Annotated in this window: 10 protein-coding genes; 1 reads left to right on the plus strand and 9 read right to left on the minus strand. The window is 37.5% G+C overall.

Annotated elements, in window-relative coordinates; translation table 11 throughout:
• Positions 1-34: 34 nt before the first annotated feature.
• From FORMB_RS11280 to FORMB_RS11310, 7 genes are all read right to left on the minus strand, one after another.
• Entirely contained in the window at positions 35-2,443 is a 2,409-nt protein-coding gene (locus FORMB_RS11280) for a 3-hydroxyacyl-CoA dehydrogenase/enoyl-CoA hydratase family protein (protein WP_069677557.1), read from the minus strand.
• A gap of 19 nt (positions 2,444-2,462) precedes the next feature.
• Positions 2,463-2,894, minus strand: a complete 432-nt coding sequence (locus FORMB_RS11285; protein ID WP_069677558.1) for a MarR family winged helix-turn-helix transcriptional regulator — start codon at positions 2,892-2,894, stop codon at positions 2,463-2,465.
• Positions 2,895-3,322: 428 nt separating this feature from the next.
• Positions 3,323-3,751 carry a hypothetical protein gene (locus FORMB_RS11290; protein WP_069677559.1) on the minus strand — a complete coding sequence of 143 codons (429 nt, stop codon included), beginning with the start codon at positions 3,749-3,751 and terminating at the stop codon, positions 3,323-3,325.
• 172 nt (positions 3,752-3,923) lie between these two features.
• Positions 3,924-4,766 carry a hypothetical protein gene (locus tag FORMB_RS11295; RefSeq protein WP_069677560.1) on the minus strand — a complete coding sequence of 281 codons (843 nt, stop codon included), beginning with the start codon at positions 4,764-4,766 and terminating at the stop codon, positions 3,924-3,926.
• Positions 4,767-5,061: 295 nt separating this feature from the next.
• Positions 5,062-6,837, minus strand: coding sequence for an AMP-dependent synthetase/ligase (locus FORMB_RS11300; RefSeq protein ID WP_069677561.1), 1,776 nt, complete (start codon positions 6,835-6,837; stop codon positions 5,062-5,064).
• An 82-nt stretch (positions 6,838-6,919) separates the two neighbouring features.
• Positions 6,920-10,582: a phosphoribosylformylglycinamidine synthase gene (gene purL / locus FORMB_RS11305; RefSeq protein WP_069677562.1), complete on the minus strand. Its 3,663-nt coding sequence runs from the start codon at positions 10,580-10,582 to the stop codon at positions 6,920-6,922.
• A 132-nt stretch (positions 10,583-10,714) separates the two neighbouring features.
• Positions 10,715-11,926, minus strand: coding sequence for an RsmB/NOP family class I SAM-dependent RNA methyltransferase (locus tag FORMB_RS11310; RefSeq protein ID WP_069677563.1), 1,212 nt, complete (start codon positions 11,924-11,926; stop codon positions 10,715-10,717).
• 98 nt (positions 11,927-12,024) lie between these two features.
• Between FORMB_RS11310 and FORMB_RS11315 the strand changes: the two genes are divergently transcribed.
• Entirely contained in the window at positions 12,025-13,050 is a 1,026-nt protein-coding gene (locus FORMB_RS11315; RefSeq protein WP_069677564.1) for a WD40/YVTN/BNR-like repeat-containing protein, read from the plus strand.
• Between the two features lie 36 nt (positions 13,051-13,086).
• Here FORMB_RS11315 and FORMB_RS11320 read toward each other — a convergent pair whose 3' ends face one another.
• Together FORMB_RS11320 and FORMB_RS11325 are read right to left on the minus strand one after the other, a co-directional pair.
• Positions 13,087-14,910 (minus strand): ABC transporter ATP-binding protein, encoded by a 1,824-nt coding sequence (locus FORMB_RS11320; RefSeq protein WP_069677565.1) that lies wholly within the window; start codon positions 14,908-14,910, stop codon positions 13,087-13,089.
• A complete protein-coding gene (locus FORMB_RS11325; protein WP_069677566.1) occupies positions 14,910-16,643 on the minus strand; it encodes a phospho-sugar mutase in 1,734 nt (577 codons plus the stop codon). The genes FORMB_RS11320 and FORMB_RS11325 overlap by 1 nt, the downstream gene beginning before the upstream one ends.
• Positions 16,644-16,674 lie beyond the last annotated feature (31 nt).

Here is a 16,674-nt window from a genome sequence, read left to right on the forward strand (position 1 = left end):
ACCTGTCTTAGTACTTTGTACTCTATACTTTGTACTAGTTACGAAGCGGTTTCCCCGTCGTCAACATATGCTGAATACGTTCCAATGTTTTTCGTTCTGTACAGAGACTCAAAAAAGCTTCTCTTTCAATGTCTAATAAATACTGTTCAGATACCAACGTTGGTTCTGATAAATCGCCACCCGCCATGACATACGCCAATTTGTTAGCGATTTTCATATCGTGTTCCGAAATGTAGTTGCTATCCTGCATAGAGTCTGTTCCTACTAAAAACATCCCTAAAGCTTGTTTGCCCAATACTTTTACATCCGTTCTCATGATAGGTTGTGTGTATCCACTTTCAGCCATTAATTTAGCATGTTGTTTTGCAACCGCTATCTGTCTGTGTTTATTGACGACTACTACATCTTTTCCTTTTTGCAAAAGGTTTAAGTCGAATGCTTCATAAGCAGAAGTTGATACTTTTGCCATCCCAATGGTTAAAAAATGTTCTTGTAATACATTCAATTGAACATCTCCTTTTTGGAAGGTATCGGAAGCTCTAAGAGCCATTTCTTTTGAACCCCCTCCGCCAGGGATTACCCCAACACCAAATTCTACAAGTCCCATATAGGTTTCTGCTGCAGCGACTATTTTATCGGCGTGTAAAGACAATTCACAACCGCCTCCTAAAGCCATACCGTGTGGTGCTGCTACCGTTGGAATGGAGGAATAACGCATGCGCATCATGGTGTCTTGAAAGTATTTAATTGCCATATTGAGCTCGTCATATTCTTGCTCTGCAGCCATCATAAAAATCATTCCAATATTAGCACCCACTGAAAAATTCGCCCCTTGATTTCCAACGACTAAACCAGCAAAATCTTTTTCAGCCAAATCAATCGCATTATTTAAGCCTGCCAATACATCCCCGCCTATGGTGTTCATTTTAGAACGGAATTCACAGTTGAGAATGCCATCGCCTAAATCTTCAATCACCACGCCCGAATTTTTAAAGACTTCGTTAGATTTTCGAATGTTATCTAGGATGATAAAACTATCCTGCCCAGGGATTTTTTCTTGTGTCTTTTTAGGAATATCATAAGCACAAGTCGCTCCATTTTTAACCGTATAAAAAGAAGTGTTTCCAGAAGCTAGCATGTCGTTCACCCAAGCAGCGGGTTCCAAACCTTCGGCTTTCATTAATTCAATTCCTTTTTCAACGCCAATCGCATCCCAAATTTGGAAGGGGCCATGCTCCCAGCCAAATCCTGCTTTCATGGCATCGTCAATCTTATAAAGTTCCTCTGTAATTTCAGGAATTCGATTAGAGACGTAACCAAAGAGTGCGGTAAAACTTTTACGGTAAAATTCGCCCGCCTTGTCTTTTCCTGCAACTAAAACTTTGAAACGATCAATGACGTTATCAATTGTTTTGGTTAATTCTAATGTGGCAAATTTTGCTTTTTGAGCCGAACGGTATTCAAGTGTGTTCAGGTCTAAAGTTAAAATTTCTTTTTTGCCTTCGGCAGATACATTTTTCTTATAAAATCCTTGACCCGTTTTGCTGCCCAACCATTTGTTTTCCACCATGGTGTTGATGAAATCTGGAAGTTGAAAGGATTCTAAGCGTTCATCGTCTTTACAGTTTTCTGCAATTCCGTTAGCAACATGTACCAAGGTGTCCAAACCAACAACGTCCACCGTTCTAAAAGTGGCCGATTTTGGTCTGCCAATGACGGGACCTGTTAATTTATCAACAGCTTCAACAGTCATGTCCATGTCTTTAACTGCATGAAACAAACTCATAATGCTAAAAATTCCAATACGGTTTCCTATAAATGCAGGGGTGTCTTTGGCAATGACAGCCGTTTTTCCTAAAAATTGCTCTCCATAGCTTCCTAAGAACTCAAGAACTTCGGGATCTGTTTTTGGCCCTGGGATAATTTCAAACAATTGTAAATAACGCGCAGGGTTAAAAAAGTGCGTTCCACAAAAGTGTTTTTGGAAATCGTCACTGCGTCCTTCACTCATGAATTTTATAGGAATTCCTGATGTGTTGGATGTAATTAAAGTGCCCGGCGTTCTGTGTTTTTCTAAGTTTTCAAACACCATTTTTTTGATGTCCAAACGTTCAACCACCACTTCCATGATCCAATCCACATCGGCTACTTTTGCGATGTCATCTTCCAAGTTACCGGTCGTAATTCGCTGGGCGAATTTTTGATGGTAAATAGGGGAGGGCTTTGATTTTAAAGAGGTAGTAAGGGCTTCGTTCACCAATCGGTTTCTGACAGCTTTGTCTTCTAAAGTTAAGCCTTTAGCTTTTTCTTTGGCGTTGAGTTCTCTGGGAACAATATCTAAAAGTAATACATCGACTCCAATATTGGCAAAATGGCAAGCAATTCCGCTGCCCATGATTCCAGATCCAATAATGGCAATTTTTTTGATTCGTCTTGTTTTCATCTAAGTATATATAGTGTTGTTAGAATATTTTTTTATTTGATATGAGGTTCATAATAGAATCCGATACTTCATAAAAGTGGTTCAGCTTTTCTTCTGAAATTTCATTTTTAATCACACTGTTAAACTGTAAAACAATTTGTTTTACTTCCTCTCTGTTTTTAAGCCCCGATTCCGTCAGATGTATCAGTACACCACGACCATCATTTGGATTGGGTAAGCGTTCAATTAAACTCAAGCCTTCCAAGGTTTTTAAAATTCTTGATAGACTTGTAGCTTCCATTCCCATTTTTGGACCCAATGATGTTGAAGGCGTCCCATTTTGTGGGTCCACACTTAGGAGGGTGAAACCTGTTGCCATTGTGATTCCATTATCTGAAGCCTCTTCATTATACATTTTTTGAACCGCCAACCATGTGGTTCTCAAAACATAATCTATCGTTTTATCTTTCATGCGTATTTTAATATCTAAACTCAAAGATAGGTAAATATATTATGCATGCATAGTAAAAAGCAAAAAAGTTATGCATGCATAGTATTATTTTGTATTTCTTTACGGTTAACTGCGTCGCTGTCGCACGAATCCTTTCGTGTGGCTATAAACTTCTTCATCCTTTAGGTGTTTTTACGGGCTTAATTATATCCTAAAAGTATAACTGTTTATTATTGATTTGCGTTAGTGTTGTCGATTATCAAAAAAAACAGATGAATCAATCTGTAAGTTTTTAGGTTGTTTATCGTTGGTTATAAATCCCACACCACACGAAAGGATTCGTGCGGTAGCTGGGATTAAAAGAAATTCACCTTACGTTGATTTTATGAAATATGCAGCTTAAAATTAATTGAAATTTTATTTGTTTAAGTCATAGAATACGGAGTGGGTTAATTATTTATCTGTCTATTTTTAATTTGTATATAAATCCCTCCAATCAGCATAGTAGCCATACTGAGAAGCCATAACCAATAACCAAATTCATAGCCTGTAATTTCTCCGTAGTTCCCTGCTTCATTTATAATAATTTCATTGAATAGAAGGAAACTTAACCCTATAAGCAGTGATATTAAACTCAATACCAATGAAGTTTTTTTCTTACTATTAAATAGAATCCAGGAAACAATTAAAAGTGGATTGGCAAGCCAAGTTAAACATGCACCTCCAATAAATAAACCAAAAAAACCAGATAAAAATATTAGCATTCCACTGCCTATTTCACCACAATCACCATTTGTGCAATATGCTCTTTGACTCAATGAAATTAAAAAGAGACCAATACTAATTACTAAAAAATATTTTTTCTTAATACGAACCATTTATTGCATTTCTAAATTTATAGTTGAGATTGGTTTATTTACTTTTTTATAATCCGCTAAGTCAAAGATTTTGTGGAGCTGTGATACCACACGAAAGGATTCGTGCGGCAGCGGGGGTTTCGTTCATTCAAATGGTAGGTAACGGTTTGGCTAAACTGCGTTTTAATGCAGTTTAGGTTTTGTTATCGTTATAGTCAATTACAGTGAAATATTTTTTAAATGACACTCCTTTTAAGATAGTAAATTCTTCATTTTGATAATTTAGAGTCAAAGGACTCTGAACATTTAAATAAAAGCTACCGCTATGACCAATCCAAATTACTCGATATTCATTGTCCAAGGAATAACTATTTGGTTTTATGAATAAATAATCTAAGTGCAAAGCATTGGAATGAAATTTTTTATCTATTTCTTTTTTAAATTCTTTAAAAGACCCATTTTTTAATACTCTATCTTTATATTCAATCATTTTAGAGCAAGAAATTAAAGAGTACCGATTAACCTTATTGTTCATTTTTTTTGTGATTAATTTAATTAATTCATTAGGGTTATTCACTTTTAAAAGTGCTACATCCTTTGCTAAACCAATACTTTCTCTAATTAAATGAATAACCTCCTCTCTCTTTTCTTTAGATATGTTTTTAGGAATAAGAGATAACGATAAAGAGTATGGATTACCAATAGCTATAGGTTGATTTTTAATTGATAATCCTCCACTTCCTTTTATAGCTTTAAATTTTTTTGTTGCTTCAATTCCAATATACTTTTTACAATCTTTACCTCTAAGCGTCCATTCCTCTTTGTCGGTATTTTCCCAATCTATCGAAATTGTCATTTCACCACTATCACATCTAGCATCATTAAATTTTTTATTTCTTACAACTGAACCTATAAGAAAATTTCCTTCTTTACAAGATTTTAAGTCCTTTAAATCAATAAATTTAATGACATCAAAATCATTTATAATATATTCTGGAATGCCCCCTAATGTGGTATTATTTCTGAATTTATACATTATTTTTCTTAACGATAACTAGCGTATATAAACCACTAGTGGTGTTTATTTTCATTATATTTTGTTTGGAGTGGTTCAATACATCCCAAATTGGCGTGTATTGAACCACTCTAGTTCCCCAAGTGTTATCTAAAATTTAAATAAAAAAATCGCTTACAATTGGTTAAGCTGCTTATGAAGATTTAGACTTGGGAGCTAAAATCAAAGATAAACTTATAAAAAAAATCACGTACATCCAAAGATACACGTGATTTTAACAGTTTGTGACTCAGAGTCAACGGAACTTAAACTAAATTTAATCGTCTGTATAAATTTTAGAAACCAAATCTTTGTAGAGGTCAAAAATGACACTGCGCTTCATTTTCATGGTAGGCGTGAGGTGCCCACCTTCAATACACCACACATCTGGAGTGAGCTCAAACCGTTTGATTTGTTCCCAATTCCCAAAGCCTTGGTTGGATTTGCTGACTTCTTTCTGGATGCGATCAATGATGATGTCAGACGCACAAATTGCTTCTGGTGTGGGTTCAAGATCAATATTCTTTCTTACGATCCATTCTTTGATAAACTCAAAATTAAGCTGAATTAAAGCCGCTGGCATTTTTTTATTTTCACCAATCACCATCACTTGTTCGATGAAATTAGATTCTTTCAAATCATTTTCAATTAGTGTTGGAATGATGTATTTCCCGCCCGAAGTTTTGAACATTTCCTTTTTACGCCCCGTGATTTTAAGAAACCCATCGGGGTCAATTTCACCTTTATCACCTGTGTGAAAATAATCGCCACTCATGACTTCCGCGGTTTTTGTAGGATCTTTGAAATAGCCTACCATTACGTTTGGGCCTTTGATGAGAATTTCGCCATCCTCAGCAATTTTCACTTCCACATTAGAAATCGGTTTTCCAACCGTTCCAATTTTAAAATGATGATCCGTATGCATTCCCACCGAAACGACTGGAGACGTTTCTGTAAGGCCATAGCCTTCCATAATCATCATTCCCGATGCACAAAAAATACGTGCCAAGCGTGGGTGCAGGGCTGCACTTCCCGAAACCATGGTGTGCAACTCGCCACCGAGCGCGGCTTTCCATTTGCTGAAAATTAATTTTCGAGCTATTTTTAATTGAAATTCATACCAAAATCCGTTGGCTTGGTACGGTTCGTAGCGTTCGCCTAGTTTGATGGCCCAGAAAAACAAGGCTCTTTTGATCCCTGTTAATTCGCTGCCTTTGGCGTTTATTTTATTAAATACTTTTTCTAACAAGCGTGGCACCACACTCATCAGGTTGGGTTTGATCTCCTGAGCATTTTCGCCAATCTTCTCGATGCTTTCAGCAAAATAAATACTGATCCCTGCATGTTGATATATGTAGATCAATACACGTTCAAAAATATGACAGAGTGGTAAAAAACTAAGGACGCGCGTTGTCCCTTCCATTAAGGGGAGACGTGGCATACTTACCAACACATTTTCAACCACATTGTAATGAGACAACATCACGCCTTTTGGCTTTCCAGTCGTTCCAGAGGTATAAATAATAGTTGCTAAATCTGAAGGAATGACTTCTGCCTTTCGAGTTTCAACATCGGGTTGCGTACTTTCATCGGCACCCAGTTCAAATAATTCTGTATAATTTTCACAACCTTCAATTTCATCAAAACTAAATACCTTTTTCAGTTTTGTGTTGTCTTTTACTTTGAGAACCTTGTTATAAACCTCTTCATCGGATACAAAACAGTAAACAGCTTCACTGTGATTTAAAACATATTCATAATCGTCCGAAGAAATTGTCGGATAAATCGGGATATTTTGCGCGCCAACTTGAAGCACTCCAACATCGACAATACACCATTCGGTACGGTTGGTTGTCGAAATGACGGCGATTTTATCATTTTTTTGAACGCCCATTTTTAGTAAGGCCCTACTGAGTGCATTTGCTTTATCGAGGTATTCTTTTGTGGATGTTTTCACCCATTCGCCATCTTTCTTAGAAACCAAAGCGGCTTCTAAATTATGAGTCTCTAATTGATAATAAGCAAAGTCAAATAGTCGCGTAATTGGTTTCATCGAATTGTAATAAGTTTGTGAGCATGCAAAGTACTAATTTTTAAAAGAGTATCAAATTTGATTCTTTAAAAATAAATACATCTTATTTTAAGGCCTCTAACCACAGTTTTGCATTCACAAATCCTTCTAACCAAGGCGAGACATCATCAGTTCTGTTTTCAGGGTAATGTGCCCAATTCCACTGAAAGGTCGAACGCTCAATATGCGGCATTGTTACCAAGTGACGCCCTGTTGCATCACACATCATGGCGGTGTTAAAATCGGAACCATTTGGGTTGTGGGGATAGGCATCGTAGGCATATTTACCGACAATGTTATAGTTGGACTCTTCATAAGGCAATTTAAACTTCCCTTCCCCATGAGATATCCAAACGCCAAGTGTACTTCCCTCCAAAGACGAAAGCATCACCGAATTATTTTTCTGAATGGTGACCGACGTAAACGCACTTTCGTGTTTTTGAGAATCATTGTATGTTAATTTCCCATGTTTTTCGTGTTCTGGGTTGATCAAATCCAATTCCATCCAAAGTTGACACCCATTACAGATGCCGACAGATAACGTGTCTGGACGCTCAAAGAAATTTTTGAGAGCCAATTTGGCCTTCTCATTGTATTTAAACGCGCCTGCCCATCCTTTAGCCGAGCCCAAAACATCACTGTTGCTAAAGCCGCCAACGGCTCCAATAAACTGGATATGTTCAAGAGTTTCACGTCCCGAAATTAAATCGGTCATGTGCACATCCTTCACGTCAAAACCAGCCAAATACATGGCGTTTGCCATTTCTCGTTCAGAGTTACTTCCTTTCTCTCTTATGATAGCGGCCTTTGGTTTGTTTGTTAGGTTGATATTAGGCAATTTCCCAGTGAACTGTTGTGGAAATTTATAGTTAAGTACTTGTGTTTTATAATTATCAAATCGATCTTTTGCCAATCCATTAGCCGTTTGTTTTTGATCGAGTAAATATGAGGTTTCATACCACACATCTCTTAATTCATTGATGTTTAAAGCTAAATCATCCGATGCGTTTTTAATGTTTAAAACAGGCTGATTTGTCACGGTTCCAAGTTCATAAAAATCAATAGACACTTTTGATAGTTCGGCTGCTACAGAGGCATCTACTGCTTGAAATACAATCCCTGAATTTTCGGAGAATAACAGTTTGATACTGTCTGCTTCTTCAAGGGAATTCAAATCCAAATCGGCTCCTAAATTGGTATCTGAAAAACACAGTTCTAATAAAGTGGTGATCAATCCACCAGAAGCGACATCGTGACCTGCTACAATTTTATTGTTTTGAATCAACTCTTGAAGTGTATTAAATACCGTTTTCACATAAGCTGCACTTTGTACGTTTGGCGTTTCTGTTCCAATGGTATTTAAAATTTGTCCAAAGGCACTGCCGCCTAATTTAAAAGCATCTTGAGATATATTGATGTAATAAATAGGACCTGCATTTTGTTTAAATAAAGGCTCTACCACTTTAGAAATCGCATTACAGTTTCCTGCCGCCGTAATAATAACCGTCCCTGGAGAGACCACATCGCCTTCAGGATATTTTTGTTTCATTGAGAGTGAATCTTTTCCTGTTGGAACGTTGATTCCTAAGTCAATCGCAAATTCAGAAATGGCTTCCACCGCGCTGTACAAGCGTGCATCTTCTCCTTCATTTTTACAAGGCCACATCCAGTTGGCAGACAATGAGATACTATCTAAACCGTCTTTTAAAGGGGCCCAAATAATATTAGTAAGTGCTTCAGTAATGGCAGCACGACTCCCAGCTTTGGGGTCAATAAGTGCCGCCACAGGCGCATGTCCTAAAGAAGTCGCAATCCCTTCTTGACTTGAATAATCCAAGGCCATCACACCCACATTATTGAGCGGGAGTTGTAAGGGGCCAACACATTGTTGTTTGGCAACTTTACCACCCACACAACGATCGACTTTGTTGGTCAACCAATCTTTACAAGCGACAGATTCAAGTTTTAAAACGTCTTCAAGATAAATTTGAAATAAACTGCTGTCATAAGAAGCCGATTTGTAATTTCTGACAATGGTTTTATCTTCTAAAATCGTTTTAGGAGAGCTTCCAAACATGTCTTCTAAATTAAAATCCATAGGTTTATTTCCTGTAGATTTTGATTCAAATACAAAACGGTGATCGCCGGTTACGTTTCCCACCGTGTACATAGGCGAGCGTTCTCTGTCGGCAATTTTTTGTAAGGTATCAATATGTTTTTCAGCAATCACAAGCCCCATGCGTTCTTGAGATTCGTTGCCAATTAATTCTTTGTTTGAGAGGGTAGGATCGCCAACTGGAAGTTGATCTAAATCGATATGCCCTCCGGTATCTTCGACCAATTCTGACAAGCAATTTAAATGTCCACCTGCGCCATGATCGTGTATGGATACAATGAAATTCTCTTCACTTTCAATCATGCCTCGCACGGCATTTGCAGCACGCTTTTGCATTTCAGGATTCGAACGTTGTACGGCATTTAATTCAATTCCGCTTGATAATGCGCCTGTATCTGCAGAGGATACAGCTGCGCCGCCCATTCCAATGCGGTAATTTTCGCCTCCGAGGATGACGATTTTATCATTTTTTTCAGGGGTGTCTTTCAGTGCTTGATCGGCTTTTCCGTAGCCAATCCCACCAGCTTGCATGATGACTTTATCAAATCCTAATCGTTGGGCGTCTTCCTGATGCTCGAATGTGAGCACCGACCCACAAATGAGGGGTTGACCAAATTTATTTCCAAAATCAGAAGCACCGTTAGAGGCTTTGATCAAAATATCCATGGGAGTTTGATAGAGCCAGTTCCGTTCTTTAAATCCAGCTTCCCAAGGTCGGTTGGAATTTAATCGCGAGTAAGAGGTCATGTAAACCGCTGTTCCTGCCAAGGGCAACGACCCTTTTCCGCCTGCGAGACGGTCTCTAATTTCGCCTCCAGAACCTGTTGCAGCCCCATTAAAAGGTTCTACAGTGGTGGGAAAATTATGCGTTTCAGCTTTGATGGAAATTACAGATTCAAAATCTTCTGTGGTATAGAAATCAGGTTTGTCAGCACTTTTAGGTGCAAACTGTTCTACGACGGGACCTTTTACAAAAGCAACATTATCTTTGTATGCTGATACGATGGTATTCGGGTGTTGTTTAGATGTTTCTTTTATGAGTTTGAAAAGGGAAGTTGGTTTTTCTTCCCCATCAATTACAAAGGTTCCGTTAAATATTTTATGGCGGCAATGCTCCGAATTGACTTGTGAAAATCCAAAGACTTCCGAGTCGGTGAGGGGTCTGCCTATTTTTTTACTGACTTGATTGAGGTATTCAATTTCATCGGCATTTAAAGACAGTCCTTCTTGCTGGTTGTAAGCAGAAATATCATTGATATTCAAAATCGGTTCTGGGGTGATGTCAATATCAAAACTCTGCTGGTGTAAGCCTTCAAATTTTTCTGAAATCATAGGATCAAAATCAGAAAAACCTTCTTCAATTGTATGAAATTCTTCGATTCGAATAATCCCTTCAATACCCATGTTTTGGGTAATTTCGACGGCATTCGTACTCCAAGGCGTAATCATTGCTGCACGTGGGCCTACAAAAGTTGAATTGAGTGTTGTCTGTTCTATTTTTGGTTGGTCACCAAAAAGCCATTGTAGTTTGGCGATCGTTTCGGGAGTTAATTCGTTTACGGTTTGAACTGCAAATACCTTTGTATCTAGGGTACCAAAGAAATGAATCATTCGTTTTGTTTTGGATATTATTCGATCCTACAAATTTAATGATTTTAAGAGTATTTTTGAATGATTTTATTTCCTAATTTATGGAGTTATTCACCAGTTTTGAACATCCCCAAAAAGGATTATAAAACCATCTTATTTTTTCTCTAATAAAGCCATATAAAATCCGTCAAATCCAGTTTCGTGCGCCAGTATTTTTTTGTCTTTTATAAATGTAAAATCTTTTCCAGATTCTGATTTTAAAAAGGTTTTAACTTGAGTTTCATTTTCAGAAGGCAATACTGAACAAGTGGCATAGACCATTTTTCCTTCTGGCTTTACCATTTTAGAATATTGTTGCAAAACCTCTTGTTGAGTTTTACGGATTCGGTCTATAAATTCAGGTTCTAGTTTCCATTTTGAATCTGGATTTCGTCTTAAAACTCCCAATCCAGAACAAGGCGCATCAATCAATAAGCGATCCGCTTTTTCATGCAATTTTTTGATTGGTTTTGTAGAGTCAATCACTTTCATTTCAATATTATGGGCGCCATCACGACGGGCTCTAATTTTTAGTTTTTTCAATTTACTTTCGTAAATATCCATCGCTACGACGGAGCCTTTATTTTCCATCAATGCAGAAAGGTGTAAGGTTTTTCCACCTGCGCCTGCACAACAATCCACTACTTTCATGCCTGGTTTCACATCTAAAAAATCAGCAACTAATTGCGAAGAAGCATCTTGAACTTCAAACCAGCCATCTTTAAACGCTTCCGTTGTAAATACATTGGCGCGTTCTTTCAGTTGTAAGGCGTAAGGATACCCCTCAATTTCGATGGTTTCAATGCCTTCAGATTCTAATTTTAATTTTAAATCTGCTTTCGATGTTTTTAAGGTATTGGTTCTTAAAATAACACTGGCTTGTTTATTTTGCATGGCCATTTCTTTGGTCCATTTGGCTTCGCCTAATTCTTTAACACCTAATTCATCAATCCAATCTGGAATGGATTCACGGTATTTCCGGTCTTTGGAAAGTTCGTCAAAACGCCCTTTTATTTTTCTAGAAGGTGTGCCTTCAAAATATTTCCAATCGGGTAATTTCACTCCTTTAAGCGTTGCCCATACTGCAAACAAGCGCCAAGCATCATCTCTGCTAAATGGCTCTTTGATTTGCGCAATCTCTGCATACAAACGTTTCCAGCGTACGATATCATAAGTGGTTTCAGCCACAAATCCACGGTCGCGACTTCCCCAACGTTTATCACGTTTTAATAATTTCTGAATGACTTTGTCAGCATATTCTCCTTCATTAAAGATCAGTAAAAGTCCGTCGATGACCGCAAAACATAAGTTTCTGTGTAAACGCATAAGTAAATTAGTTATAGCTGCAAAGTTACGTTTAATAATGCTAATTATTACAGATAATATGTATATTGAGAATTCAATTTTTCTAAATAAAAACGATCATGAAATACGCACTCTCCATCGGAATGTTCATCCTCTTTTTTACGGGGTGTAAGCATTCAAAAAAAACGCCTTCAACTCCATTTTCTAAATTGATTATTGAATCGGTGATTGAAGATTCTCTGCTCAATATTAGAGCTTTGGAAATTAATGAACAAACCTTAAAAGCTGTATCCTCTATTGGTGATGTCTATACTTATGATACAAAAACAGGACAAATGGCAGTCGAAAGGGTTTCGGAGGATACTCTAAATTTTCGAGCTTCGGCAATCGTAGAGAATTCTTATTTTGCGTTAAGCATTGGAAGTCCAGCGTATTTATTTAAAAATCAAGAATTGGTGTATGAAGAAACACATCCTGCTGCTTTTTATGATGCGCTTCATTTTTGGAATTCCAAAGAAGGCATTGCGATTGGTGATCCAACGGATGGTTGCATGAGTATGGTGATTACAAGAGATGGCGGACTGACATGGCAAAAAATATCATGTGATATACTACCTCCAGCAATGGAAGGTGAAGCCGCTTTTGCTGCGAGTGATACAAATATTGCGATTGTAGGCGATCAAACTTGGGTGGCTACTGGCGGTCGATCGAGTCGTGTTTTATATTCTTCGGATAAAGGAATGACTTGGGATGTTTTTGAGACTCCAATTGTTCAAGGTCTTGAAACGACGGGTATGTATTCCATAGATTTTTATGATGCTCTAAACGGATTTGCCATTGGTGGCGATTATACAAAACCAAAAAGTCAACATTCCAATAAAATCCGTACAAAGGATGGCGGGAAAACTTGGGAAGTGGTGGCACAGGATCAAAGCCCGGGTTATCGGAGTTGTGTGCAATATGTGCCTAACAGCAACGCAATGGGCTTGGTTGCCTTGGGTTTTGCGGGGGTCGATTACAGTCAAGACGGCGGTGCTACTTGGAAGCACCTTAGCGATGAAAGCTATTATACCCTTCGATTTTTAAATGACAGTGTGGCTTTCGCTGCTGGAAAAGGGAAAATTTCTAAACTGACGTTTAAGTAGTGACAGTAATAGATCAGTTTGTTAAAGTTTAAACTTTTATTGAAACGACTGCATAGATACAAGGTTGTTGTAAACTCCTTTTTTGTCTAACAATTCTTGGTGTTTTCCTTGCTCTACTATTTGACCTTTTTGCATCACGATGATTTCATCCGCATTCTGAATGGTTGAAAGTCGATGCGCAATCACAATAGAGGTTCTGTTTTTCATCATGTTTTCCAAGGCGACTTGCACCAAGCGTTCGCTCTCTGTGTCCAATGCAGAAGTGGCCTCGTCCAAAATCATGATCGGAGGGTTCTTTAAGACGGCTCTGGCAATGCTCAAACGTTGTTTTTGACCTCCTGATAATTTATTTCCTGAATCTCCAATGTTGGTATCCATGCCTTCCGGTAAGTCTTTTACAAACTCCCAAGCATTCGCAATTTCTAAGGCCTTTAAAACTTCGTAGTCAGTGGCATCCTCTTTACCTAAACGCACGTTATTTTTAATGGTATCATTGAAAAGAATAGAATCTTGTGTGACCAAGCCCATTAGGTTACGCAAGGAGTGTTTTGTAAGCGTCCGAATATCTGTACCATCAATATCGATCTGTCCTTCATTCACATCATAGAATCGAGTTACTAAATTGGCGATGGTCGATTTTCCACTTCCAGATTGTCCTACAAGTGCGACGGATTTTCCCTTAGGAACTGAAATTGAAAAGTTTTTCAGAACATATTCATCCTCATATTTGAAGCTAATATTTTTTATTTCAATAGCAGACTCAAAATCAGTTTTAGTCAGAGCATTTGGGATGTCTTTTAAAGGCGATTCTGAGTTTAGAATTTCCATCACTCGCTCTGCTGCGGCATTCCCTCTCTTAACGCCATAACTTGCTTTGCTTATAGCTTTGGCGGGTGTTAGGATATTATAAGCCAATCCCATGTAAACTAAGAACAAACTTGCGTCTAATGATTTTTCATTCAACACCATATTTCCTCCGTACCATAACAAGATAGCGATGACTGTAATACCTAAAAATTCACTTGTCGGACCTGCTAGATTTTGCTTGTTTAATAATTTATTTGAATACTTATAAAACCGTGTGGTAGAGGATTGGAATTTATTACTAAAAATCTTTTCACCGTTAAAACCTTTAATAACTTTAAGACCTGAAAGTGTTTCATCAACAATAGACAGGAAATAGCCTTGTTCTTTTTGAACTTTATTAGAATTTCGTTTTAACGACTTCCCTATGAGTGAAATCAGAAATCCAGAGATTGGGATAAATATCAATACAAAAATTGAAAGTTTTGGACTGATTATAAACATGGATACAAGCGTGAACAGAATTGTGAGTGGCTCTCTTACGATCAGCTCTAGAATAGATAAAAACGAGTGTTGAATTTCTAAAACATCTGTAGAGATTCTAGACATGGTGTCTCCTTTTCGTTTTTCGGAATAAAAGGCTAATGGAAGACTGGTTACTTTGTCATACAATTCGTTTCTCATATCTTTTAAAACACCATTTCTTAAGAAGGTAATAAAAAACATTGCTAAGTAGCTAAAGAAGTTTTTTAATAAAAATGAACTTATCACAAATCCCACCATAAAAATAAGGACATCATCATTTCCTTCAGATTTTTTTAGGGTGATAAAATAGTTAAGATAGTCTTCTCCATAAGAGGTTAGATGTCTAAATCCTTCCCATTTGGGTTTAATGAAAAGTGCTTCGGAATCTCCAAATAACACTTTAAGCATTGGAAATAAAGAAATCATCGATAAGGTCCCGAAAAATGCATAAAAGATGTTGCAAATAACATTCAGTAACGCATAAAATTTATAAGGAATCGCATAGCGAAGAATCGGTTTTAAATAATTCATCAGATCAATTTCATGTCTTTAATTATAGCATCAATTTTAGCATCCAGTGCATTTTCTGTTTGTGAAAACGCTTCTGAGCTGGATAAGCGAGTATTGACGCTAATATAAAACTTTATTTTAGGTTCTGTACCACTTGGGCGTAGCGCTACTTTACTGCCATCTTCTGTAGTGTAAATTAACACATCGGCTTTGGGTATTGAAATGGGTTCCGTACTGTTTAAAGCTAAGTTTTTACAGATAGAGAGTTTAAAGTCTTCTACAGTCACCACTTTTGAACCGTTGATAGAAGTTACCGGATTGTTTCGAGCAGATTCCATGATGTTGTTTATTTCTTGGCTGCCTTCAATTCCTTTTTTGGTGATAGAAATTAAGCGTTCTTTATAAAAGCCATGCTCTACATAAGTATTGATCAATTGATTAAAAAACGAACTGTCATTTGCTTTGGTATGGGCTGCAATTTCACAAGCCAGTAGGGTAGAAGTAACTGCATCTTTATCGCGGACAAAATCGCCCACCATAAAACCGAAGCTTTCTTCGCCACCACCAATGAAATCCATTTCAGGAAAATCTTTTATCATTTTGGCAATCCACTTAAATCCTGTAAGTCCAATTTTGCACTCAACGCCGTAAGCTTCCACAAGTTTAGGGAGCATTGGAGAAGACACAATAGTAGATCCTACAAATTGATTTCCGTTAATAGCTCCGTTATTTTTCCATAAATCTAACAAAAACTTGGTCATCATAACCATGGTTTGATTCCCGTTGAGCATCACCATTTTATTGTCAAAATTACGCACTGCAATTCCGAGACGGTCACAATCAGGATCAGTTCCAATTACGATATCAGCATTGACTTCTTCCGCCAATTCTAAGGCCATTTTCAGAGCTTCTGGTTCTTCAGGGTTTGGCGACTTCACTGTTGGGAAATCTCCGTCTGGTACGGATTGTGATTCAACAAGATGTACATTCGTATAACCTGCTCGTTTCAAGGTTTCTGGAACGGCTGTAATGGAAGTTCCGTGTAAGGCCGTAAAAACGACGGATACATTTTCTCTTGATGCTGGAGTATTCACTTCTAAGCTACCGTTTTTAACGGCTGCATTTATAAAAACGTCATCCACATCTTTTCCGATTAAATGAATCAACTCTTCTTTTGCAGAAAAATTAATATCTGTGTATTTTAAAGAATTGATAAGGTTGATGATTTCGCCATCAAACGGAGGTACCAGTTGCCCGCCATCTTCCCAATACACTTTATAACCATTGTATTCTGGAGGATTGTGAGAAGCCGTTAAAACGATTCCACATTGACATCCTAAATATTTAAGAGCAAAAGATAATTCTGGTGTGGCACGAAGGTCTTCAAACAAAAACACTTCGATATTATTCGCAGAAAACACATCGGCTACAATTTTAGCAAAGGACTGACTGTTGTGCCTACAATCAAACGCAATCACCACTTTTATGGGTTGATTGGGATAGGTTTGATGTAAATAATCACTGAGTCCTTGGGTGTTTTTTCCGAGGGTATATTTATTAATTCGGTTGGTGCCAACGCCCATCACGCCGCGCATACCACCGGTTCCAAATTCTAGATTTTTATAGAAACTATCGTTGAGTTCTTCTGGGTTACTCGTTTGAAGTTGCTGAATTGTTTTCTTTGTAGCATCATCAAAAAAAGGGGATAACCAAGTGGCTAAATTTTCTTGAACTTGTAAATCTGTTTTAGACATGTAAAAAAATATTTTTGCAAATGTAAATATT

The organism is Formosa sp. Hel1_33_131 (assembly GCF_001735745.1).
GTDB lineage: Bacteria > Bacteroidota > Bacteroidia > Flavobacteriales > Flavobacteriaceae > Hel1-33-131.

What these genes read in the sequence shown, in the direction of transcription:
- FORMB_RS11280 (WP_069677557.1), bottom strand. Translation starts at nt 2,443, where the DNA reads ATGAAAACAAGACGAATCAAAAAAATTGCCATTATTGGATCTGGAATC.
- FORMB_RS11285 (WP_069677558.1), bottom strand. Translation starts at nt 2,894, where the DNA reads ATGAAAGATAAAACGATAGATTATGTTTTGAGAACCACATGGTTGGCG.
- FORMB_RS11290 (WP_069677559.1), bottom strand. Translation starts at nt 3,751, where the DNA reads ATGGTTCGTATTAAGAAAAAATATTTTTTAGTAATTAGTATTGGTCTC.
- FORMB_RS11295 (WP_069677560.1), bottom strand. Translation starts at nt 4,766, where the DNA reads ATGTATAAATTCAGAAATAATACCACATTAGGGGGCATTCCAGAATAT.
- FORMB_RS11300 (WP_069677561.1), bottom strand. Translation starts at nt 6,837, where the DNA reads ATGAAACCAATTACGCGACTATTTGACTTTGCTTATTATCAATTAGAG.
- purL (WP_069677562.1), bottom strand. Translation starts at nt 10,582, where the DNA reads ATGATTCATTTCTTTGGTACCCTAGATACAAAGGTATTTGCAGTTCAA.
- FORMB_RS11310 (WP_069677563.1), bottom strand. Translation starts at nt 11,926, where the DNA reads ATGCGTTTACACAGAAACTTATGTTTTGCGGTCATCGACGGACTTTTA.
- FORMB_RS11315 (WP_069677564.1), top strand. Translation starts at nt 12,025, where the DNA reads ATGAAATACGCACTCTCCATCGGAATGTTCATCCTCTTTTTTACGGGG.
- FORMB_RS11320 (WP_069677565.1), bottom strand. Translation starts at nt 14,910, where the DNA reads ATGAATTATTTAAAACCGATTCTTCGCTATGCGATTCCTTATAAATTT.
- FORMB_RS11325 (WP_069677566.1), bottom strand. Translation starts at nt 16,643, where the DNA reads ATGTCTAAAACAGATTTACAAGTTCAAGAAAATTTAGCCACTTGGTTA.